Origin of the sequence: Agrobacterium genomosp. 2 str. CFBP 5494, from assembly GCF_900013495.1 — a bacterium.
In the GTDB taxonomy this organism is placed as follows: domain Bacteria; phylum Pseudomonadota; class Alphaproteobacteria; order Rhizobiales; family Rhizobiaceae; genus Agrobacterium; species Agrobacterium pusense.
The window spans coordinates 1,574,255-1,596,136 of the sequence record NZ_LT009719.1 but is presented as its reverse complement, the minus strand read 5'-3'; the positions used below and the strand labels follow the sequence as shown (position 1 = coordinate 1,596,136).

Annotated in this window: 20 protein-coding genes; 9 read left to right on the top strand and 11 right to left on the bottom strand. The window is 60.2% G+C overall.

The window, feature by feature from the left end:
• Positions 1-16: 16 nt before the first annotated feature.
• Positions 17-1,021, bottom strand: coding sequence for an LLM class flavin-dependent oxidoreductase (locus AGR2A_RS22290; RefSeq protein ID WP_035206909.1), 1,005 nt, complete (start codon positions 1,019-1,021; stop codon positions 17-19).
• Between the two features lie 302 nt (positions 1,022-1,323).
• Here AGR2A_RS22290 and AGR2A_RS22285 point away from each other — a divergent pair, with 302 nt between their 5' ends.
• Entirely contained in the window at positions 1,324-1,773 is a 450-nt protein-coding gene (locus tag AGR2A_RS22285) for an RrF2 family transcriptional regulator (RefSeq protein ID WP_004445456.1), read from the top strand.
• 30 nt (positions 1,774-1,803) lie between these two features.
• Here AGR2A_RS22285 and AGR2A_RS22280 read toward each other — a convergent pair whose 3' ends face one another.
• From AGR2A_RS22280 to AGR2A_RS22260, 5 genes are all read right to left on the bottom strand, one after another.
• Positions 1,804-2,748, bottom strand: coding sequence for an acyl-CoA dehydrogenase family protein (locus AGR2A_RS22280; RefSeq protein WP_004445457.1), 945 nt, complete (start codon positions 2,746-2,748; stop codon positions 1,804-1,806).
• Positions 2,749-2,796: 48 nt separating this feature from the next.
• A complete protein-coding gene (locus AGR2A_RS22275) occupies positions 2,797-3,342 on the bottom strand; it encodes a flavin reductase family protein (protein ID WP_004445459.1) in 546 nt (181 codons plus the stop codon).
• Between the two features lie 180 nt (positions 3,343-3,522).
• The gene (gene ssuD, locus AGR2A_RS22270; protein WP_004445461.1) at positions 3,523-4,692 is read right to left on the bottom strand and encodes an FMNH2-dependent alkanesulfonate monooxygenase; all 1,170 of its coding nucleotides are present in this window, start codon (positions 4,690-4,692) and stop codon (positions 3,523-3,525) included.
• A gap of 168 nt (positions 4,693-4,860) precedes the next feature.
• Entirely contained in the window at positions 4,861-5,058 is a 198-nt protein-coding gene (locus AGR2A_RS22265) for a hypothetical protein (protein WP_072493134.1), read from the bottom strand.
• A gap of 186 nt (positions 5,059-5,244) precedes the next feature.
• Positions 5,245-5,847 carry an alpha/beta hydrolase gene (locus AGR2A_RS22260; RefSeq protein ID WP_072493135.1) on the bottom strand — a complete coding sequence of 201 codons (603 nt, stop codon included), beginning with the start codon at positions 5,845-5,847 and terminating at the stop codon, positions 5,245-5,247.
• A gap of 396 nt (positions 5,848-6,243) precedes the next feature.
• Between AGR2A_RS22260 and AGR2A_RS22255 the strand changes: the two genes are divergently transcribed.
• Complete coding sequence (locus tag AGR2A_RS22255) at positions 6,244-7,314, top strand: LLM class flavin-dependent oxidoreductase (protein ID WP_072493431.1); 1,071 nt, start codon at positions 6,244-6,246, stop codon at positions 7,312-7,314.
• A gap of 57 nt (positions 7,315-7,371) precedes the next feature.
• Here AGR2A_RS22255 and AGR2A_RS22250 read toward each other — a convergent pair whose 3' ends face one another.
• From AGR2A_RS22250 to AGR2A_RS22240, 3 genes are all read right to left on the bottom strand, one after another.
• Positions 7,372-8,550, bottom strand: a complete 1,179-nt coding sequence (locus AGR2A_RS22250; RefSeq protein ID WP_072493136.1) for an acyl-CoA dehydrogenase family protein — start codon at positions 8,548-8,550, stop codon at positions 7,372-7,374.
• Complete coding sequence (locus AGR2A_RS22245) at positions 8,547-9,578, bottom strand: ABC transporter substrate-binding protein (protein WP_072493137.1); 1,032 nt, start codon at positions 9,576-9,578, stop codon at positions 8,547-8,549. The genes AGR2A_RS22250 and AGR2A_RS22245 overlap by 4 nt, the downstream gene beginning before the upstream one ends.
• Positions 9,579-9,687: 109 nt before the next feature.
• Positions 9,688-11,295, bottom strand: a complete 1,608-nt coding sequence (locus AGR2A_RS22240) for an ABC transporter substrate-binding protein (protein WP_072493138.1) — start codon at positions 11,293-11,295, stop codon at positions 9,688-9,690.
• Between the two features lie 269 nt (positions 11,296-11,564).
• On the opposite strand from AGR2A_RS22240, the gene AGR2A_RS22235 reads away from it, so the two are divergent.
• The 7 genes from AGR2A_RS22235 (at position 11,565) to AGR2A_RS22205 (ending at position 18,844) form a co-directional block, all read left to right on the top strand.
• Complete coding sequence (locus AGR2A_RS22235; RefSeq protein ID WP_004445474.1) at positions 11,565-12,554, top strand: ABC transporter permease; 990 nt, start codon at positions 11,565-11,567, stop codon at positions 12,552-12,554.
• Positions 12,551-13,546, top strand: a complete 996-nt coding sequence (locus tag AGR2A_RS22230; RefSeq protein ID WP_004445477.1) for an ABC transporter permease — start codon at positions 12,551-12,553, stop codon at positions 13,544-13,546. Before AGR2A_RS22235 ends, AGR2A_RS22230 begins: the two co-directional genes overlap by 4 nt.
• Positions 13,543-14,541 (top strand): ABC transporter ATP-binding protein, encoded by a 999-nt coding sequence (locus AGR2A_RS22225; RefSeq protein ID WP_006698434.1) that lies wholly within the window; start codon positions 13,543-13,545, stop codon positions 14,539-14,541. The genes AGR2A_RS22230 and AGR2A_RS22225 overlap by 4 nt, the downstream gene beginning before the upstream one ends.
• The gene (locus tag AGR2A_RS22220) at positions 14,519-15,454 is read left to right on the top strand and encodes an ABC transporter ATP-binding protein (RefSeq protein WP_072493139.1); all 936 of its coding nucleotides are present in this window, start codon (positions 14,519-14,521) and stop codon (positions 15,452-15,454) included. Before AGR2A_RS22225 ends, AGR2A_RS22220 begins: the two co-directional genes overlap by 23 nt.
• An 18-nt stretch (positions 15,455-15,472) precedes the next feature.
• Complete coding sequence (locus AGR2A_RS22215) at positions 15,473-16,528, top strand: aldo/keto reductase (RefSeq protein ID WP_072493140.1); 1,056 nt, start codon at positions 15,473-15,475, stop codon at positions 16,526-16,528.
• Between the two features lie 68 nt (positions 16,529-16,596).
• Positions 16,597-17,835, top strand: a complete 1,239-nt coding sequence (locus AGR2A_RS22210; protein WP_072493141.1) for an acyl-CoA dehydrogenase family protein — start codon at positions 16,597-16,599, stop codon at positions 17,833-17,835.
• Positions 17,836-17,872: 37 nt separating this feature from the next.
• Positions 17,873-18,844: a LysR substrate-binding domain-containing protein gene (locus AGR2A_RS22205; protein WP_072493142.1), complete on the top strand. Its 972-nt coding sequence runs from the start codon at positions 17,873-17,875 to the stop codon at positions 18,842-18,844.
• A 16-nt stretch (positions 18,845-18,860) separates the two neighbouring features.
• On the opposite strand, the gene AGR2A_RS22200 is transcribed toward AGR2A_RS22205, so the two are convergent.
• Both AGR2A_RS22200 and AGR2A_RS22195 read right to left on the bottom strand, forming a co-directional pair.
• Complete coding sequence (locus AGR2A_RS22200; RefSeq protein ID WP_072493143.1) at positions 18,861-20,213, bottom strand: LLM class flavin-dependent oxidoreductase; 1,353 nt, start codon at positions 20,211-20,213, stop codon at positions 18,861-18,863.
• Between the two features lie 39 nt (positions 20,214-20,252).
• The gene (locus AGR2A_RS22195) at positions 20,253-21,848 is read right to left on the bottom strand and encodes an ABC transporter substrate-binding protein (protein ID WP_035206885.1); all 1,596 of its coding nucleotides are present in this window, start codon (positions 21,846-21,848) and stop codon (positions 20,253-20,255) included.
• Between the last annotated feature and the right edge of the window lie 34 nt (positions 21,849-21,882).

The window sequence follows — 21,882 nt, the reverse complement described above, 5'->3', positions numbered from 1 at the left end:
CCTCCTGAGGACTAAATCACGCCGCCCGGGAAAGGCGGTGCGTGGCCAAGAGTTCGATCGAGGCAAGCCGCTGATCGGCCCCGACATGCGGCGGCTCGATGATGAATTCCTCGATGCCGTGCTCTTCGGAAAGCGCGCGAAGCGCCTTGTGAATATCCTCCGGCCCGCCATGCAGGACATTGGGCTTGCGCTCCTCGATGCGGTAATCGGCATCGCCGGACTGGCGGGCAAATTCCTCCGCCTGTTCACGCCGGCCCAGATTGAAGGCCCTGCCATCACTGAGGAACACCCGGTAAATGCGCTGACCTTCGACCTGCCGCGCGGCATGAGCGGGGTCGCTGGCAGCAAACGCTGACAGGGCAAGGACCGGGGCAACTCCGCCGCTTTCTTCACGGAAAGCCGAAAGGCTGCGGCGGAGAACCTCCACGTCGCCATTGAGATGGCCGGCAAAAACGAAATTCCATCCGCGTGAAGCGGCAAGCCTTGCGCTTTCCGGGCTGGCGCCGAGCAGGAATCGTTCCGCAGCGACCGGCGGTACGGGAGTTGCCCGCAATCCGGCCTGCGCGTGTTCGTGCGGCGCGGCGCCGGACAGGAATGTGGTAAGCTCGCCGAAGGCCGCTTCAAAATCCGGTTTGCGGGCAGGATCATAGGCCTGCTGCAAGGCTGACGTCGCGAGCGGCAGCCCGCCCGGTGTCTTACCGATGCCGAGATCAACCCGGCCAGGAGCGAGCGACGACAAAACGTTGAAAACCTCGGCAACCTTGTAAGGGCTGTAGTGCTGCAGCATGACACCGCCTGAGCCGACGCGGATGTGGGAGGTCTTCGCCAATATCCACGCAACCAGCGCTTCCGGCGCGGACCCGGCTAGTTCCGGCGAATTGTGATGCTCGGCCACCCAGAAACGGCGGTAGCCCAGCTCTTCGGCACGTCTGGCGAGATTGATCGTGTCGCGGAATGCACTCGCCGCGTCCTCACCCGTTGGAACAGGGCTCTTGTCCAGCAAACTGAGCGTATACATCATCACCTCGCGTGTCTTTGATGCATACTTTGTCTACGGATTTTATATACTAATAAAGGATGATCGTTCCACGTTGCGGCGCGATGAGAGAAAATATTGTTTTCAGTGGTGTCTCGGAAAGCCGGCGCAGGCGGGAGGCATCCGCAACGCGGAGGTCACCTCAAAATAACGTGGCAATTGGCCGCTTTCAGCACCAAACGAAGGCGAAACGGGCTTGCGCCGAAATTCGGTAAAAACTACTTAGTAACTCAGGAATAATATGGCGAGGCGCTGTAAAATGTGCCGTCTCTCTTTCGGATCATGTGATGTTGACCAAAAAAGGCAAATACGGACTAAAGGCACTTGTCGATCTGGCGCGGTTGCCCCAGGGCGAAACCGCCTTCGTGACAGAGATTGCGAGCCGTAACAACATCCCGAAAAAATTTCTCGACACCATTCTTCTGGAACTGCGCAATAGCGGAATCCTGCGCTCCAAGAAGGGGCCCAATGGCGGTTATTCACTGTCGAAAATGCCGTCGGAAATCATGATCGGCCAGGTTATCCGCACGCTGGACGGTCCTCTGGCGCCCATCCGCTGCGCAAGTCGCACAGCCTTTGAAGCCTGTGACGACTGCGATGATCCGGAGACCTGTCAGGTCAGACTTTCGATGACGGACGTGCGTGACGCCATCGCAACGATTCTGGACAATATGACGCTTGCGCAATTCGTGGAGAAGGACGGGCAGGACGCCCACGCCATTCCGGCCGGTCAATAGATTTCGAACGGTCGGCCATTCGCGATCTACTCATTGCCTGCGCAGATCGTCCTCCAGCGAAGCGATCAATCCGTCTTCGCTGACGCCTTCGACAAGACCGAGGCGTGCCATCAGGATTTCAAGCGTGATGGCATTGTTGCGAACCGAGCGAAAGGTGACGTTTTCTGCACCAACCTGTGCCGCATCGATATTGGCCGCAAGGCTTGCTATCTGCGCCCTCAGGAGTTCGATGGCGAGAAATACTTCCCCTATGACGGGTCGTGCCGCACCCTTATACGCCAGCCTGTCGATCAGCAGGGACGAAAGCTCACCCTGCTTTTGTCCCAACGCCACTGCGGCCCTCAAAAGAGTTGAAACGGAAGTGGCCAGATTTCCGGCGCCCTGAGCCAGGAACACAACCTGATCGGCACGCAACAGACCCTCCCACGACGTATTGGGGCGATTGCGCAATACGATAAGCAAGGGCTGCCCGGACGTATTGACCGCTGGCACGACGATCCAGTCAGCGTCGCCCCTCACCGACCCAACAACGTCGTCGGGAAGCCGCAGGGCGTAGTCGTCTTCCGTCACCGTAACCGCTTGGTCCAGATTCGCGGCAGACGTTGCCAGTCCGAATGTCTCGCCAAGATCGAGACGGGCGAAAAGCGCCCTGCGCTGCTCTTCGCTGCCCGCATTCCTGATGAACTCAAGGGCAGTGAAATGTTCAACGAGGCCCTGCGCCGCCTCGGCATCGGCTGCTGAAATAATGGCAAGCGCCTGTGACAGAATGTCATTGGTGATATCCGCTCCACCGAGCTCCGTTGGAACGGAAAGAGCGAGAAGGCCGGAACGGGCAATCCGAGCGTGGATGTGTCCTGGACTTTCAACGCCGCAGTTCGCGGCGATTGCCCGTGCGACGGTCAGCACATCAATATCCGCGCCAAGGCGTGGAGGAACGAAACGAAGTCTTTCGCCGAGAGGCGTGACGGATCCCATGCTCAACTCCCTCAAACAATGACAAAGTAACGCGCCAGCGGCCGACGCTTAACCCAGCGAATGATAACGCCCGTTCTGATAGACCAGCGAGTAGCCGGAGCCGACGCGGATCGCCTCCACCTTGCCGATCACGATGACATGGCTATGCCGTTCGATCGCTTCCTCAATGGTGCAGTCGATCGCCGCGACAGCATCCTCGAGAATGGGCGCGCCGCTCGCCAGCCGGGTCCATTCAGCGCCGCGATAACGATCCGCACCCTTCAGGCCGCCGATGCCGGCAAACTGGTTGGCGATGAACTGATGGTTGGGGCCGATAATGTTCACGGCGAGATGACCGAAACGCTGCACGACCGGCCATGTGGACGAGGAGCGATTGAGCGCGACAAGAATTCTGGGGGGATCGACCGACAGCGCCGTGGCCGAGGTTACGGTCGCACCCGTGCGGGCCTCCCCTTCCCCCGCCGTGATCACGCTGACGCCGCCGCCCAGTGTTCTCAGCGCCGCCTTGAGGCTGTCGGCATCCGGAGCCTTGCCGGCAACGGGGTCACGGAGATTGATGAATTGTTGATCCTTGGCCGCATATTGCAATGTCATCGGTGGCTCCTGAAAAAGCTGATTTGTTCAATAGCTAACAGCGGCGATGGGGTGGGAAACAGGCACCTTTTTCCATAATCACAAAATTCTATAGAAATAATGTTTTATATGCTTCTGCACCGTTGCAGCCTGCCGCAGGATACGAGGCGGAGGGAGGATGGCCTGCCTTTCGCAGGCCATTCAGGACCCGGATACAAGCTTGACGTTGCCGCCATGGCCACCGCCGCCAAAGACCTGCTTCGTTCCGAATGACGAGCGGATCTGATCGCGCGGTCCGCCGAGCCCGATTTCCGGGAACAACAGTTCGGAAACGCGATAGGCTTCCTCGAGATGAGGATAACCGGACGCAATGACGGTATCGATGCCGAGCGCCTGATATTCCCGCAGTCTCGCCGCAACCGTCTTAGGCGAACCGACCAGCGCCGTGCCGGCGCCCGAACGGACGAGCCCGATGCCCGCCCACAGGTTCGGGGAAACCTCGAGCCGGTCGCGTCGGCCGTTGTGCAACGCCTGCATTCGCGCTTGCCCGACGGAATCCGACGCTTTGGAGAATACTTCCTGAGCAGACGCAATGGTCTCGTCGGAGAGCTTCGAAATCAGCCTGTCGGCATCGGCCCAGGCCTCCTCGTCGGTTTCACGCACGATGAAATGCAGGCGAATGCCGAAGGTTACTTCGCGGCCCTTTTGGGCGGCGGCCGCACGTACCTTGGCGATTTTTTCAGCGACTTGTGCCGGCGGCTCGCCCCAGGTGAGATATTTGTCGGTGATACCAGCCGAAAACTCGATGCCGGCATCGGAAGAGCCGCCGAAATAAAGCGGCGGGCGCGGCTCCTGTACCGGCGGCAGGCCGAGCCTTGCGTCCACCGCCTTGATATATTTGCCGTCCAGGCTCCCCTTGCCGGTTTCGATCAGTGAATTGAAAACCTGGAAGAACTCGTCGGCATGGTCGTAACGTTCGTCATGCGGCAGGAAAATGCCGTCGCCGCCCAGTTCCTGCGCGCTGCCGCCAACCACGATGTTGAGAAGCAGCCGTCCATGGGAAACACGATCAAGCGTGGAGGCCAGCCGGGCATAATAGGCGGGTGACGCAACGCCCGGACGGATGGCAACGAGGAATTTCAGCTTCTCGGTATAAGCCGCAAGATTGGCCGCGAGAATAAAGGATTCCTCGCAGGCGACGCCGGTTGGAATGAGCACGCCGGAATAACCCAGCCGATCGGCAGCCTGCGCGATTTCGCGAAAATAGCCGGGATCGGCAGGACGCGCGAGATCGTCGGAGCCCAGATAACTACCGTCGCCCGACGAGGGAATGAACCAAAGAAAATCGAGGGGTTTGTCGGCTGTGCTCATCGGCTGGTCCTTTGCAATCCGCCCTTCGGGCAATGCGTTCTGATGATAAAGGGTAGCCAATTCCCCGGCGCGTTTAAGAAATTTTGTTCCAATTTCCATTCGGCATGGAGAGTTTCTCTCCCGGATAACCCGCCCTGCGAAGCGAAACGAAGCCTTCGCCAATAGCCGTCAGAAGACCGGGTAAAGGCCAAGCATTGCAAAATTCATTTCGCAGATTTCTTCCCGCTCGAGTTCGAGATCGCTTTTTTCTCGCCTGATACGTCCGGAATGGTCCAAGGGATGAAGGCTGACCTGTTCCTCGTCATGCGGCTGACGCCGGATCAAACCGAACAGATCGAAAGTAAACGCATGAAGTCCCTGTGGCATGTGCGCCTCCTTTGCTCTACTCGCTCCATCCTCAGGCGATCATCCAAAATCGTCAATTTCGATAAAATTACTATTCTATAATTAGAGGATCATCGGCAAATGTGGACCAAGCTTGCGGCGTGACGGAAAAAATCCGTTTCCGACGGCCAATCGCAGTACATGGACCGCAAACGACCACTCTTCTCTTCAAAAATACGCATCACTGAGCGCAGTCAGTGTGTTCGACCTGGATCGGGTCCCCGCCATTGCGGGTGCGTTACCCATCTTCAGCCGTTCGAGCAGCGCATAACCCTCGGGCCATCGTCCGTAGCCGCTGGCAATATTGATATGCCCGACGGCGCCGAGATTGATGAGATCGCTCCCCCACAGGCCGGCACTGCGCGAGAGCTCTTCGGCATCCATGTAGGGATCGTTCATACTGCCCACGACGAGGCTCGGAAAAGCAAGCGGCTGCTGCGGAAATGCGCCGAACCGCACAATACAGGGATGCATCGCCTCCACGCGGTCGAGATGAGCGGGTGCAACCAGAAGCGCGCCCCTGATCTTGGCGGCGGAGGGTCGAGAAGCCATATTCGCCACCAACAGGCAACCGAGGCTGTGGGCGACGATATAAGCACTTTCGACGGTCGCCAGCGCTGCCTCCAGACGGTCAAGCCAGTCGTCGAGAACCGGGCATTGCCAATTGTCCTGATCAACCAGTTGGGCATCGGGATCATCCAGCAACCAATGTCGCTGCCAGTGCCCTTCATCCGAACCATTCAGGCCAGGAACAATCAAGGTGGTACACATGCCTGCTCCGTAGGTTGTGTGCGAGTGCACCAAGCATGGTGAATTTTATGATTCCAGTCGACTATGGCCTTGCTCACCTTTTGGATGCACGAGAAAAAACGATCCAGACAAATCCGATAGTTCAGAAAATACGTTCTCGGTCCCCAAGATAATGCCCGTCAGAGGAAATCATTTCCTCAAATTTTTTATATAGAAAATATGTGCAATTTAGGCTTCCCAGACGGAAAGCTTTTCCTCTGCCGGACATCAAAAGAAACGTCGCTGCTTCGCCGGGCCGTCGCCGCTTTGCCATTCTCGCACGTGGGTAGGCTTGCGCTTCCCGTAGCCCAAGTGGCAGAGGCCGGTCTTTGGCAGAGCCGCTCCGCCGCACCACAAACGAAAATTCAGGCGGATAATGTGAGCAGCACGAGCGAATTTCTCTGGTACATCCCCAATGACGTCAAACCCGGTCACCGTGGCGATGCCGTCAGCGATAATCACAACAGTCTCGACACGTTGACGGGCCATGCCAGGGCGCTTGAAACCCATGGCTGGAAAGGCGCGCTGGTCGGCACGGGTTGGGGAAGACCCGACACGTTCACGGTGGCGGCGGCGCTTACTGCGCGCACCACCACATTCGAGCCGCTGATCGCCATCCGCCCCGGCTACTGGAAACCGGCCAACCTCGCATCGGCAGCCGCCACCCTCGACCAGCTTTCGGGTGGCAGGGTCAGGATCAACATCGTCTCAGGCAGGGATGACCTTGCGGCCTATGGCGACGAAGAAGGCGATCAGGCGCAGCGTTATGCCCGCACGAAAGAATTCATGCGGCTGGTGCGGCGGCTCTGGACGGAGGAAAACGTCTCATTCGAAGGTGAGCATTTCCGGGTGAAGAACTCCACTGTCCTGCCGCGCATCGCGCCGCGCGAAGGCAGGCCGCATCCCAAACTCTATTTCGGCGGCGCTTCCGAAGCAGCCGAGCAGGTTGCCGCAACCGAGGCCGACGTGCAGCTTTTCTGGGGAGAGCCGCTCGCCGGTGTGCGTGAGCGGATAGAACGGCTCAGGCACCTCAGTGAAACGCTCGGCCGCGATCTGCCGCCGCTGCAATTCGGCCTGCGGATCACCACGCTGGTGCGCGAAACGACCGCCGAGGCGTGGCGCGATGCGGAAGCAAAGGTTGCCGAGATGGCCGCAAACAATGGCGTGCGCTGGAACGACCATCTTCAGGCAGTCGCAGTCGGCCAGCGCCGCCTTCTGGACTTGCACCGGCAGAGCGACGTGCTGGACGACAATCTTTACACCGCGCCGGGCAAATTCGGTGGCGGCGGCGCCGGGACGACCTGGCTTGTAGGATCAGCGGAAGATGTCGCAACGTCGCTCAAGAAGTATCGTGCGTTGGGGATCACCCATTTCGTGCTGTCCGATACGCCCTATCTGAAAGAAATTGAGCGGCAGGGCGACAGGCTGCTGCCGCTGCTGCGGGATTGATGCGGTGACGCTGCCGGGCGACCCTGCTGGAACAGGGCCGCCCAATGCCTTCTCCGGTCAGCCACCGGCTGCCTTGATGCTCTGGCGGCCAAGGATCGTCCGGATCATATGGCTCTGCGGCGCATGCGCCCGTGCCGTGATGGCATCGCGGTGATGGCGCTCAAGATTGTAGTCCCGGCGCAGGCCGCGATTGCCGCCCAGTTCCAGAGCCAGATCCGTCACCGCCACCGCATTGTCAATCACGACATGGCGAACGGCCAGTGCATCGGTTCCCACTCTCTCCCCCACATCGATATCCCGGGCGACGGAGGCAAGCAGGCGTCTGTTCGCCGCCAGCAATACTTCGATCTGACCGAGACCTTCCTGAATGCGGGGGATGGAGGACAGCGGTGCGCCGAGACTTGCCGGAACATGGCCATTAAGATGGCGCAGCAGATCGTCCCGCGCCGAGAGCGCGACGCCGTGATAGACGGAAGCCAGCAGCACGAAGAAATTGTAACCGTCCACTTCATCGCGCCGCAGCGGCTCATCCGCCGGTTGCTCGGCCACGATATCGGCAAGTGGCACCCTGACGTCCTCCAACACCAGATCATGACTGGCGGTGGCGTACATGCCGGTCGCTTCCCATGCCTTTTCCTGGGTGATTCCAGTCGCGTCGAGAGGAACCAGAAGCTGGATGAGGCGCGGCGTCTCTTCCGTCGTCACGGCAAGCACGATCGCCCATTTCAGGCCCGGCAGGCCAGTCACGAAGCTCTTGCGGCCATTGACCACCCAGACATCGCCCTCAATTCGCGCCGTTGTTTCCGGCAGGCCGCCATGGGCCGGCGAACCGACGCCCGGCTCTGCCTGCGCGTTGTTGAGGAGTGCCAATTCCCGGCCATTGGCGACCAGCACCCTTGCGGCCAGTGTCGCCGGCCACTTGCCGCGCAGGATCGCGGCATGGACGCTATAATGCATGGCGAGGATGAGAGCGGTCGATGGATCGCCCTTGGCGATGGTTGTGATGACGGCATGGGTCGTTTCCATGCCCTCGCCCCAGCCGCCATCCTTCTCAGCCGCGACAAGACCGAGCAGGCCTGATTTGAAAAGCGCCTCGAAATTACCCGCAGCGAATTCACCGCTCTTGTCGTGGTCCGCAGCCGTCAGGCTGAAATCTTCGGCCAGCGCGGTTGCCACGGCGACCGGATCGGCGGGCTGCGCCGACGCGTTCGGAACGGCGGAAAGTGCGACGCTCATGCCACCGCCCTTTCATTCGCCGTAACGAAACGATCATCGATCCAGTCGCCAAGATTGAAGTCGTTTTCGAGAAAGCCCCACTGGTGCAGGAAGTCCTTGTAATGGCCCACGGCACCGACAAGGTCGGCATCGAGGCCAAGGCCAAGATGGCGGTGAACCTCCGCGCCGTTGGCGGCCAGAACCTGCTCTTCGGTCGCGCCAGCCTCACGCGCAATGAAACGGCGCGTCTCCTCGGGGTGCTGCTCCGCCCAGAGCGAGGCTTTGCCGATGGCAGCAACCAGCCGCTCGACCAGATCGGGACGCTCATCGGCAAGCCGCCCATCCACCGTCAACACCCGGGGCGAACCGGAATTGATGCGTATCTTCGGATCGGGGTGAAAGCCGAACTCCGCCACCTGCACGGCGCCGATCAGATTGGCGGCGGCAATGCCAGCCGTTCCCTTGACAAAAATCGCATCGACCTCGCCGCGCAGGAGCGCGATGATCTCCTCGCCGAAGGATTGCCGGCGCTTCAGGCCGAACAGCGACGGCCCCTCCTGCGAGGCGAGCACCGAATCCTTGATGACAATATCTGTGAGTTGGATATCCCCGACCTTCAGCCCTTCCAGCGAGAGCGCCGAAACGATGCCCTTCAGCGCCGTCGCCCGCATGAAATCGACAATGCCCTCCGGCCGGCGCGGCACGCCGAAACGGCGACCAACGAGATCGGCAAGCGAACGGATACCGGTTTCCGGCAGGGTAATGATCGCCTGAAACTCATCCGTCCACGTCACCCCGACGAGACGGGTATTGCGCCCTTCCGAGCGGGCACGGATGGGCGGCACATTGCCGCCATGGCGGAACGACCATTCCAGCGTGTGGTTGAAATGGCTCTGGCGAACGGAGCGGTCAGGTGAGTCGATGATGGATTTCAGCGCTATGCCGGCCTCTTTGAAGGTCTGCTCGAGATAACCCAGCTGCGCCGCGAGCCCCACTGGCGTGGGCACCGGGCAGCGTGTGTACCAGATTTCAGAAAGTGTCGTGCTCATGGAATGGCCTCAATGAAACGATGGCACCGGAAAGCGAAGCTGCGGCGCCCGTCGGCTGAAGGGAGACATCCCGGCCCGCCGCAAGGGCGAGCCGGGTCTGGTGAGACGATCAGGATGCGGCGATATGCGCGAAGGCGAGGCTTCCCGCCACACCTTCGGCACCGATGGTGTGATCGGCGATACGTTTGTTGAAGATGGTGATTTCAGGTGCTGCGACGATGTCGATGGCCGGTACGTCCTCAACGAGGATCTGCTGGATCTCCTTCCATTGCGCGACGCGCTTGTCGGGATCGATCTCGATGGCGGCCGCTTCAAGAAGTGCATCCACCTTAGGATTGCTGTAAGCCGCGCCATTGGAGAAAGGCACGCCCTTCTTGAAGTTCTTTGACCAATAAAGCCGCTGCACACCCACGGTCGGATCGAAGAGATTGCTCATGCCCTCATAGGCAAAATCGAAGTCGCGATCCGTGTAGATACGCTTGGTGTAGGTGGCGAAGTCCTGCGTGCGCACCGTCACATCAACGCCGACTTTCGCCAGCGCCTGGCGAATATAATCTGCGCCGCGGGGATAGGCCTCGGTGCTCGGCACGTAATCCAGATTGAGCTTGAAACGGATGCCATCGGCACCGCGCTTGTATCCGGCCTCATCGAGCAGCGCTTCGGCGGCCTTCAGATCGATCGGATAAGTCTTCAGATCATCCACGAACCATTTCGTGAGCTTCGGATTGATTGGCCCGGTGATCGTCGCGCCGTAACCATAGTTGACGGTGTTGAAGATGACGTTGCGGTCGATGACATGCGCGAAGGCGCGGCGGACACGGACATCCTTAAAGACATCCTTTTCAAGGTTGAACTCCACGCGGCTGATCGAGTTGGTATATTGATAGCCATTGGTCTCGAAGCCGAGGCTCGGAAGCTCCTTCAAACGGTCGAGATCGCTATAGGCAACCGGCGTGCTGGGCGCGAGATCGATTTCGCCGGTTTCAATGGCAATCGCGCGGGCGGAAGCATCAGGAATGAAGCGAACGATGAGCTTGTCGAGATAGGGGCGCGGCGCATCCCAATAATCGGCATTGCGCTCGAAAACGATATGGCTGCCGCGTACCCATTCCTTGAACTTGAATGGGCCGGTGCCAACGGGTGCGAGATTGACCGGGTTTTCGGTCACTTTCGTCCCTTCATAGAGGTGTTTCGGCACGATCGGCGTTTCAGCGGCGGCGAGCGCCGTAATGAGGTAGGGCGCGGGCTTGGAAAGCACCAGCACCGCCGTCAGCTCGTCCGGCGTCTCGACGGCAGTCAGATTGAGGAATGTGTTGCGGCCGCGCGGATGCACTTCCTTGATGGCATTGATGGAGAACGCCACATCGGCGGATGTGAAGGGCTTGCCGTCATGCCATTTTACGCCGGGTCTCAGCTTGAAGGTGTAACGCAGGCCATCCGCGCTCACATCCCATGATTTTGCCAGCAGCGGCTTGGGATTGAGATCGAAATCATAGGTCAGCAGACCCTCGGTGACCTTCGGTGATATATAGACGGAATTATAGGCCGTGTGCGCAATCGTCGTCAGCACCGGCGGTTCCGACGAGATAAGCAACGTGGCTGTTCCGCCACTGGCAGGCTCTGCCGCGCGAAGCTTCAGCCCAGGCAAAGACACCACGCCAAGGGCGACCGACGCCAGTAGAAATCCCCGCCGCGTCGTCTGGTTGAAAACAGTCATGCGATACCCTCTCCTTGATTGAACCGGCAAAAAACCGGCGAAACTGAACTCTTGCGCTTGGGAAGAAGTTTGTTCCTCGGACGAGAACGAGATTGGGATAGTGAACCAACCATTCTCACAAATAGGAATTATCTTTTCTTTAAGGCGCGATTTTCCGTAAATTTCAGAAAATAATTCTATTACTCTTTGACAAATTCCATAAAATTAGTCAACTAATGTCCATGCCTTGACCGGCGGATTTGTGTTTTAACGATTGCGGACTGGAGCCGATGTCAAATTCGAAAAGGATTTTATCGCAGGCGAAACGGGTGGCCATTCAGGCCGTCCCGACGGTTCTCGGTATTGTCATTCTGAACTTCTTCCTGCTGCAGCTGGCGCCGGGCGATGCCGCCGATGTGCTGGCGGCGGAAGCGGGTTCGGCAACGGTCGAAACCATGGCGGAAATCCGCAATCGTTTCGGACTGGACCTTCCGGTCCTGCACCAGCTGATGAATTATCTCGGCAATCTCGCCCAGTTCAGCCTCGGATTTTCGCCGCGCTACGGCATGCCGGTGGCTGATCTCATCGGCCAGCGCCTGCCGGGCACGCTTGCGTTAATGGGCGCGGCGCTCGGCATTGCGATTTTCGTCGGCGTGTTTCTCGGCTCGATCATGGCCCTTTTTTCCGGCAAGCTGCCGGATCGGATCATTTCCATCGGCTCGCTGATCTTTTATTCCGTACCCGGTTTCTGGATCGGGTTGATGCTGATCCTTACCTTTTCGGTGAAGCTCGGCTGGCTTCCCTCGGGCGGCGACAGCACCATTGGCAGCAGCCTCACCGGGTTTTCCGCCCTGCTGGACCGGCTGCGCTATATTGTCCTCCCCGCCCTGTCGCTGGCACTTTATTTTCTGGCGATCTACGCCCGCCTCACCCGCGCGGCGATGCTGGAGGTGAAGTCGCAGGACTATGTGCGCACCGCTCGTGCCAAGGGCGTTTCACCGATCAGGCTGACCACACGCCACATTCTGCGCAATGCGCTGATCCCCATCACAACCATGGCCGGCATGCATATTGGCGGCCTGCTTGGTGGTGCTGTCGTGGTCGAAACCGTATTCAGCTGGCCCGGCCTTGGCCGCCTTGCTTTCGAAGCCGTCATGGCGCGGGATTTCAGCGTTCTGCTCGGCATTCTGCTTCTCTCCTCCCTCGTCGTTATCATCGTCAATGCAGCCGTGGACCTGTTGCAGGCATGGCTTGACCCCCGCATTGGAGAAAGCCGATGAATTCCTCCCATACATCAGCGGTTCTCGACACGGCCGAACTCGGCGCTGAAGAAACCAGCCCCAAACCGAAGAAGCCCGAAGAAAAGACCTGGCCCTATATCCATGCGCCGGATGCGCTCTCGGCCCGCTCCGTTTCCGTGCCCCGGCGCGGCCTGCGGCGGGAACTGAAAATCTTCCTCACCAATCCCAACGCCATCGTAGGGCTGCTGTTTCTCGCGACCGTCATCGTTACCGCGCTGATCGCCCCCTTGATCTATCCCGGCGATCCGCTGGAAATGGTGGCCCGCCCGTTTCTGTGGCCCGGCCAGAACGCGGCCTATCCGCTTGGCACAGATTCCATGGGCCGGGATGTTCTGGCGGGCATCGTGCATGGTGCGCGCATCTCACTCACCGTCGGTGTCGTGGCGACACTGATCGGGCTCACCATCGGCATCGCCGTTGGCGCTTTCGCCGGTTATTTCGGCGGCATCATTGACGATATCCTCGTCAAGCTGATCGAAATCTTCCAGACCTTGCCCAACTTTGTGCTGCTGGTCGTGCTCGTCGCCATCGCCCAGCCTTCAGTCACCACGGTCACCTCGGCGATCGGCATCATCACCTGGCCACTGGTGGCACGCCTCACCCGCGCCGAATTCCGCGCCATCCGCGAGAAGGACTACGTGCTTGCCGCGCGCAGCCTCGGTTACGGCCATGCGCGCATCGTGTTTCAGGAAATCCTGCCCAACGCGCTGCCGCCGATCATCGTCACCTCCTCCGTCATGGTGGCGGGCGCAATCCTCATGGAAGCAGCACTTTCCTTCATGGGCCTTGGTGACCCCAACCGCGTTTCCTGGGGTTCGATGATCGGGTCTGGCCGCGATGTCATCCGCACCGCCTGGTATCTGACCGCCCTTCCCGGCCTCGCCATCGTCTTCACCGTCATTTCGCTGAACCTCATCAGCGACGGCCTCAACGATGCGCTCAACCCCCGTTTTTCGGAGGAACGCCGATGAGCAAACTGATTGAAGTCCATGACCTCTCCGTCAGCTTCGGCTCTGCCCAGCCCGTCAAAGGCGTCAGTTTCGATGTCAGCCCCGGTGAAATGCTCGCGATCGTCGGCGAGAGCGGCTCGGGCAAATCCCTGACGGCGCTCGGCCTGATCGGCCTCCTGCCCTCCCACGCCAAGACGGGCGGGCGGGTTCTGCTCGAAGGGCGCGATCTGCTGCCGCTTTCGGAAAAACAATGGCGCGGCATTCGCGGTCGCGATATCGGCATGATCTTTCAGGAGCCTATGACCTCGCTGAACCCGGTTCTGACCGTTGGCGAACAGATCATCGAGGTGCTGCGCATCCATGAGAAGATCGATCGGCATCAGGCCCGCAAACGGGCCATTGAGCTCCTCGACCTCGTCAATATTCCCGATGCCAGCCGTAGAGTGGATGATTATCCGCACCAGCTGTCCGGCGGTATGCGTCAGCGCGTGATGATCGCCATCGGCGTTGCCTGCAATCCGAAACTGCTGATTGCCGACGAGGCAACGACGGCGCTCGACGTGACGATACAGGCGCAGATACTCCAGCTGCTCGACAATCTGCGCCGTGATCTCAACATGGCCGTCATCCTCATCACCCACGATCTCGGCATCGTGGCGCAATGGGCGGACCGGGTGATGGTCATGTATGCCGGACGCAAGGTGGAGGAAGGCTTGCCGGAACCGGTTTTCTCCAATCCCTACCACCCCTATACGCGTGGCCTGCTTGCCGCCTCGCCGCGCGCCGAAGACGGCCAGCATTATCGCGATGGGCCGCTCATCGAAATTCCCGGCTCCATCGTTTCCGCCACGGGGGAACGCGGCTGCGCCTTCCGGCCGCGTTGTCCGAGCGCCCGCGGTTTCTGCGGGCAATATGTACCACCGCTGAGGCAGATTTCAGACGGCCGTTACGCCGCCTGCCCCTTCGTTGCTCCAACATCTCAGGAGATACCCAATGGCGCTCTTGTCGGTGCATAGTCTTTCCACCCATTATACGGGCGGACGCGGCACGGTGCGCGCCGTCGATGACGTGTCGCTCGATATCGAGGCGGGTGAAACCGTTGCCCTGGTGGGCGAATCCGGTTGCGGCAAATCTTCGCTCGGCAAGTCCCTGATGCGTCTGGTCGAACCGTCTTCCGGCAGGATCACCTTCAAGGGTGCGGATGTGACCGCAATGACATCGTCCGAACTGCGCGGCATTCGCCGCCGCATCCAGATGATCTTTCAGGATCCTTTTGCCTCGCTCAATCCCCGCCAGACGGTGCGCACCATCCTTACCGGGCCGTTGAAGGTGCACGGCATAGGAGACCGGGCGCGCCAGCGGGAGATCGTTGAAGCCATCGTCGCGCAGGTGGGCCTGCCGGCGGATTCACTCGACCGTTATCCGCATGAATTCTCGGGCGGCCAGCGCCAGCGTATCGGCATTGCCCGCGCACTTGTTCTGGAACCGGAACTGGTCGTCTGTGACGAGCCGGTCTCGGCGCTCGATCTTTCGATACAGGCGCAGATTCTCAATCTTCTGGTGGAGATGAAGAAGCGGCTTTCGCTGTCCTATCTCTTCGTCTCGCACGACCTTTCCGTGGTGCGTTATTTTTCCGATCGCGTGCTGGTCATGTATCTCGGCAAGATCGTCGAAAGCGCGCCCACATCGGAACTCTGGGCAACCCCGAAACACCCCTATACCCGCGCGCTTCTCGCCGCCGTTCCGGATCCCGCCCGCCGCAAGCAGGCGGCCCCCATTTCGGGCGATCTGCCGAGCCCGCACAATCCGCCATCCGGCTGCCGGTTCCATACACGCTGCCCGCTCGCCACAGATCTCTGTCGCGAAAAAGCACCTGACTATACCCTTTTCGGCAAGAACCACGCCGTGGCCTGCCACCATGCCCAATAAACTGAAGGAGCAACCATAATGGTCGACTATCGCTATCTCGGACGCAGCGCGCTGAAAGTTTCACCGCTGAGCCTCGGCACGATGATGTTCGGAGGCCCGACGCCGGATGACGTGGCCTTCCGCATCATCGACAAGGCTCGCGAACAGGGCATCAATTTCATCGACACCGCCGATGTCTATCACGACGGCAAGTCGGAAGAGGTCGTGGGCCGCGGCATCAAGGCCACGCGCGATCACTGGGTTCTGGCCACGAAATTCGTCAACTCCCATACCAAGGGCCCGAACCTTGGCGGCCATTCGCGCAAATGGGTGATCGAAACGGTCGAAAATTCGCTTCGCCGCCTCAACACCGATTACATTGACATCCTCTATTTCCACCGCGCCGTGTTCGATGCGCCGCTGGAAGAGCCGGTGCGCGCCATTGCAGACCTCATCCGCGCCGGCAAGCTGCGTTATTTCGGCGTGTCGAATTTCCGCGGCTGGCGCATCGCCGAAATTTCGCATCTGGCCGACCAGCTCGGCATCGACCGGCCGGTTGCCAGCCAGCCGCTCTACAACATCGTCAACCGCACGGCGGAAGCCGAACAGTTGCCGGCGGCCAATCATTACGGCCTTGGCGTAGTCTCCTATTCGCCCCTCGCCCGCGGCGTGCTGACCGGCAAATACCAGCCTGGCGAACAGCCGGGTGCCGATACCCGCGTTGGCCGTGGCGACAAGCGCGTTTTGGAAACCGAATGGCGTCCGGAATCGGTCGAGATCGCCCAGAAGGTCGCGGCCCACGCCGCTTCGAAGGGTGTTTCGGCAGCCGATTTTGCACTCGCCTGGGTGCTGAACAACAAGTTCGTCACCGCCGCCATCACTGGCCCGCGCACCGAAGAGCATTGGGACGGATATATTCGCGCACTCGATGTGAAGATCGATGCGGAAGATGAAGCGCTGGTCGACAGCCTCGTCACGACAGGCCATCCCTCCACACCCGGTTTCAACGATCCGAGCCACCCCGTCGAAGGCCGTGTGCCGCGCAATCTTGAGCCCGCACACCGCCCGGCGCTCAAGCCGCGCGCGGTCGCCTGATCGTCCAGAAGACCATGCCTGCGGCGCGCTGTGCCGCAGGCCCTCACATCCGCTCAGGGAAAACCGCAATGTCCAATCCGAAACTGCAGACAACCACCACCGACAATTCCGGCGTACCGAGCCGTGACGAGATTCTGGCCCGGGCAAAGGACATTGCGGCTATCGCAGCAAAGGATGCCGCCCGCCGCGAACGCCAACGGGAACTTCCTTACGATATATTCGCCCTCATCAAGGAGGCGAAGATCGGTACATTGCGTATTCCCGAAGCCAAGGGCGGACCGGGCGGCTCGATTGCGGACTATATCGAGGTGCTGATGATCCTCGGCGAAGCCGACAGTAATATTCCGCACGCGCTTCGCAGCCATTTCAATTTTACCGAAAACCTCGCTCTCGCACCCATCGAGCTGGAAGACCGGCGGCATCTCGAACATGTGCTTGCGGGCAAGCTTTTCGCCGGTGCCAGCACCGAACAGGGCACCAAGCGCCCCGGCGAAATCACCACAAGGCTCAGCGCCGATGGCGACCGTTACCGGCTGAACGGCCGCAAATGGTATGCGACCGGTACCGCCTTTGCCGATTTCGGCACTTTCAGCGCTATCGGCGATGACGAGCAACCGATCGGCGTGCTCATTCCGCTTGATCGCCAGGGGATCACCATCCTCGATGACTGGGACAGCATGGGCCAGCGTATGACGGCGAGCGGCGGCGTGCTGCTGGAGAATGTCGAGGTTCTGCCGCATGAATTGACGACCCGTAAGCTCGGCAGCCAGATTGGCCGGCACAGTTCGGCCATGCGGCAGCTGCACCTTGCCGCCTCGGCCGCCGGCGCCGTTCAGGGCGCGCTGAATGACGGTGTCGAGTATGTTTTGCGCCAGGCGCGCACCACGCTTCACAGCAGCGCCGAAACCGCCAATCAGGACCCCTTCGTGCAGAAGATGCTCGGCGAAATCAGCGCCGGCGCCTTCGCGGTGAAAACCCTTATCCGCGAAGCAGCCCGAACGCTCGACCGTACCGCGGCCGCCTTCGCCACCGGCGATGAAGAGGCGATCGAGGCGGCCTTGCTGGAAGGCTCGCTCGCCACTGCCCGCACCCAGATCATTGCCTCGCAGCTGTCGCTGACCGTTGCCACCAACCTTTATGAACTGGGGGGCGGTTCGGCGACATCCAGCGACCGGAATTTCGACCGTCACTGGCGCAATATCCGCACCGTCTACAATCACAATCCGCTTGCCCACAAAGCGCGGGTGATCGGTGATTATTATCTCAACGGCACGACGACACATCTCAGGGAAGGCCGGGTGTTCTGACTGTGCGGAAGATGCAGCCGACAAAGGAGAAGCAGCAATGAGAACGGAGTTTGTCGCTCCCGCCGGGGGCCGGACAGCTTTTCGCCTGCCCACGCTTTCCCGGCTGCCGCCGTTGACGGCCCTGCGCGCCTTTGTCGTGGCTGCGCGCCACGCCAGCTTCTCACGCGCCGCGGAGGAGCTGCATGTTTCGACCGCTGCCATCGGCCAGCAGGTCCGGATTCTCGAAACCCACCTCGGCCAGCCGCTTTTCAGCCGCCAGCGCGGTGACTTGGTGCTGACCGATGCCGGCAGCGCACTTTATCCCGGTCTGGCGGACGCTTTCGAGACCATGATCGGCGGTCTTTCCGACCTGATGGTTTCCAATGCGCGGCCGCAGTTGAAAGTTCTGGCGGAAGGTTGCTTTGCCGCCCGCTGGCTTGCGCCGCGGCTAGGCAGCATCGTTCCGGCACTCGGAGACGTCGAGCTTTCGATCGAATCCATCGAGGGCGATACCGTCGACCTCACCCATTTTGATGCCGATTGCGCATTCGTCGCCACCGCCGCCCAAATTCCCGGCTTCATTCATGAGCCGCTATTTCCCGATACCGTCAGCGCCGTCTGCACCCCGGATTTTGCAAACCGCCATGGCCTTGCAGGCGAACCGGAGCGGTTGCGTGATATCGGCTTTGCGCTGCTGCGTGGTAATGGCCTTGACCCGGCGTTTGAGTGGGCGAACTGGCTTCGCGCCTGCCGCATTCCGCTCAGGCTTTCCGCAACGGGTCCGCGTTTTTCACGCCAGACCGCGCTGATAGAAGCGATCTCATCCGGGCACGGCATAGGCCTGGTGCGTCATTCGCTGATTTCGGAAGAACTGAAAAGCGGCCGCCTGATCGCTCCTTTTGGTTCGCCGCAGCCGACCGCCAGCCGGTATCACCTCCTGACCAGTCCTGACAGGCGGCGGCTACCAGAGGTCGCATCTCTACTCGCTCTGTTGCGCGAGGATATGCGCGCTCTTGAGGCCGCCGCCTGAACACGCCCGTCCCACCTCAGGCGCGTTCCTTTTGCGGCTCTCTCGCCACGTAAATATTGTCAGGTCGTGGCAGGCCGTAGTGATCACGCAACGTGTCGCCCTTATAATCCTCACGGAAGAGGCCTCGTTGTTTGAGGATCGGCACCACCTCGTCCACGAAGAGGTCAAACCCGCCATTCAGCCATGGCGGCATGATATTGAATCCGTCGGCAGCACCCTCGCGAAACCAGGTCTCTATCCAGTCCGCCACCTGTTCCGGTGTGCCTGATATGACCTTGTGACCACGCCCGCCGGCAAGCCGGTGAAGCAATTGCCGGATCGTCGGGTTTTCCCGGTCGATGACGTCGAGAACCAGCTGATGGCGGCTGCTGTTCGCCTGCGCGCGCGTCGCTTCCACGGCCTCCTGCGGCAGCGGCCGGTCGAGATCGGCCGATGACAGGTCTATGCCCGTGATGCGCTGCAATTGCCCAAGCGAAAATGCCGGCTGGATGAGATCGTTGAAGGAGGCCTCAAGGTTTCGTGCCTCCTCTTCGGTTGATGCGATGAAGGGGCTGATGCCGGGTAAGATTTTCACATGGGCGGGATTGCGCCCCGTGGCTGCCACACGCCGCTTGATGTCGGAATAAAAAGACCGCGCACTCTCCAGAGTCTGATGCGCGGTAAAGATTGCCTCAGCATAATGGGCGGCAAAACCGCGGCCTTCCTCCGAGGAGCCTGCCTGAACATAGACTGGCCGTCCCTGCGGTGAACGAGGCACATTCAATGCGCCCCGCACCCGATAAAATTCGCCATCGTGATTGGCGGGATGGATGCGATCTGTTTCGGCAAACAGTCCGCTTTCCTTGTCGGCGACGATGGCATCGTCTTCCCAGCTGTCCCAGAGCTTTGTCACCACATCGACGAACTCGATGGCCTGACGGTAACGATCGGCATGCGGCGGGTGCTTCTGGAGGTTGAAATTGCCGGCCGCTGCATCCGCCGAGGTCGTAACGATGTTCCAGCCCACACGGCCGCCGCTGATATGATCAACAGAGGCAAACAGCCGGGCGAGATTATAAGGCTCATAATAGGTGGTCGACGCCGTGGCGATGAAGCCGATCTTTTCGGTGACGGCGGCGAGCGCCGCCAGCATGGTGATCGGCTCCAGCCGGTGGCGGGCGGCATAGCGGATATTGGCATCCAGCACCGGCGCATCGGCAAAGAAGATCGCATCCAGCTTCGCCGCCTCGGCCTTGCGGGCGATATCCTGATAAAGCCTGATATCGGTGACGCGGTGCGGCTCCGAATCCGGATGCCGCCAGGCCGCTTCGTGATGTCCGCCCGGATAGATGAAGGCGTTGAGAACAAGCTTTTCGGATTTTCTGCTCATGGAAATGACCTCACTGCTCTAAGAACCAACTGCGGCGGCTCACGCCTCCTTCGTCAGCCATGCCCTGGCCAGATTGCCGCCGAGACCTTCGGCCCCCGTCGCATAATCCTTGATGCGCACGCTGCCGACGACCGGCTGGATGGGTGCGACGAGATTGATGACGGGAAGATCTTTCGCGACAACGGCCTGAAATTCCTTGAAGAAGGCAGCGCGTTTCTCGATGTCAGGCTCCACGGCCGCCGCTTCCAGCAGCCGGTCCACCTCCGGATTGGCGTAGTGGCTGGCATTTGAGAATGGCAGGCCGATCTTGAAGTTCTTGCTCCAGTAGACGCGCTGGACGCCGGCCGTCGGATCGAAAGTGTTGGACAGGGATTCCACCGAAAGGTCCCAGGCGCGGTCAGTGTAGACCACCTTCACATAGGTGCCGAAATCGAATTTCTGGATATCGGCCTCAATCCCGATCTTCGACAGCGCCTGCGCGATGAAATCCGAATAGGTCTGCGGATTGAACGGGTTGGTGGTGACGCGGAGCTTGAAACGCTTGCCGCCATCCTTGCGCGGGAAACCGGCCTCATCCAGCAATTTTTCCGCCTGCGCGACGTCGAACTTGGCAAACCCGATATCGGGATTGTGGAACTTTGCAAGGCCGGGGCTGATCGGCGTCGGCGATGGCACAGCGTAACCGTAAAGCACGGTATCGATGAGCGCCGGAACATCGATGGCGTGGGCAATGGCCTGCCTGACCTTCAGTTCCTTCAGATATTCGTTCTCAAGATTGATGACCAGCTGGTTCTGCTGGCCGGCATAGGCATAGATGCGGTCATCCACCTTCAGTGTCGGGATTGCTTTCAGCCGTTCCAGATCGGCGAGCGCCACAGGGTTGGGGCCAATATCCCCTTCCCCGGTTTCCAACGCCGCCGCGCGGGCGCCCGCATCGTTGATGAGGCGAATGATGACGCGCTCCAGATAGGGGCGCGGCGCATCCCAGTAGTCGGCATTTTTCTCCAGCAGGATATGGCTGCCGGGCACCCATTCCTTGAGCACGAAGGGGCCGCTGCCGATGATCTGGGCAGGCTTGGGATTGTCGGTCGGTTTGAAGGTTTCGAAGATGTGCTTCGGCACGATGGGCGATTCAGAGGACGCGAGCGCGGTAATCAGGCCCGGCGCCGGCTTGGAGAGCTTCACCTTCGCGACCAGCGGATCGGAAGTATCGACGCTCTCGACATTCGCAAACGTCGCCCGACCGCGCGGATGGGCCTCTTTCAGCCGCAGGATGGAAAATTCCACATCCGCCGATGTTACCGGTTTGCCATCATGGAATTTGGCCTTCGGCTGGAGGTGGAAAACATATTCCAGTCCGTCCGCCGAAACGCTCCATTCCCTGGCGAGGCTCGGCTTCGGCGAAAGCTCATAGTCATAGGTCAGAAGCCCATCATAAATCTTCGAGCCGATGAACTGCGGTCCGCCCGCACTGGTATTGATGGCCACGAGCTGGGTCGGCTCAGGAAAATAAACAATCTTGAGCGTGCCGCCCGAAACCGGCTCTTCGGCCGCGGCGAAAGAACCGCCCGGGAGCGCCACGAATGCGCCGGCAGCAAGTGCGATCTTATGAAACTGGCGTCTGGAAATGGTCATATCTATCTCCGAAAAATCCGATATGCGGGGTGCG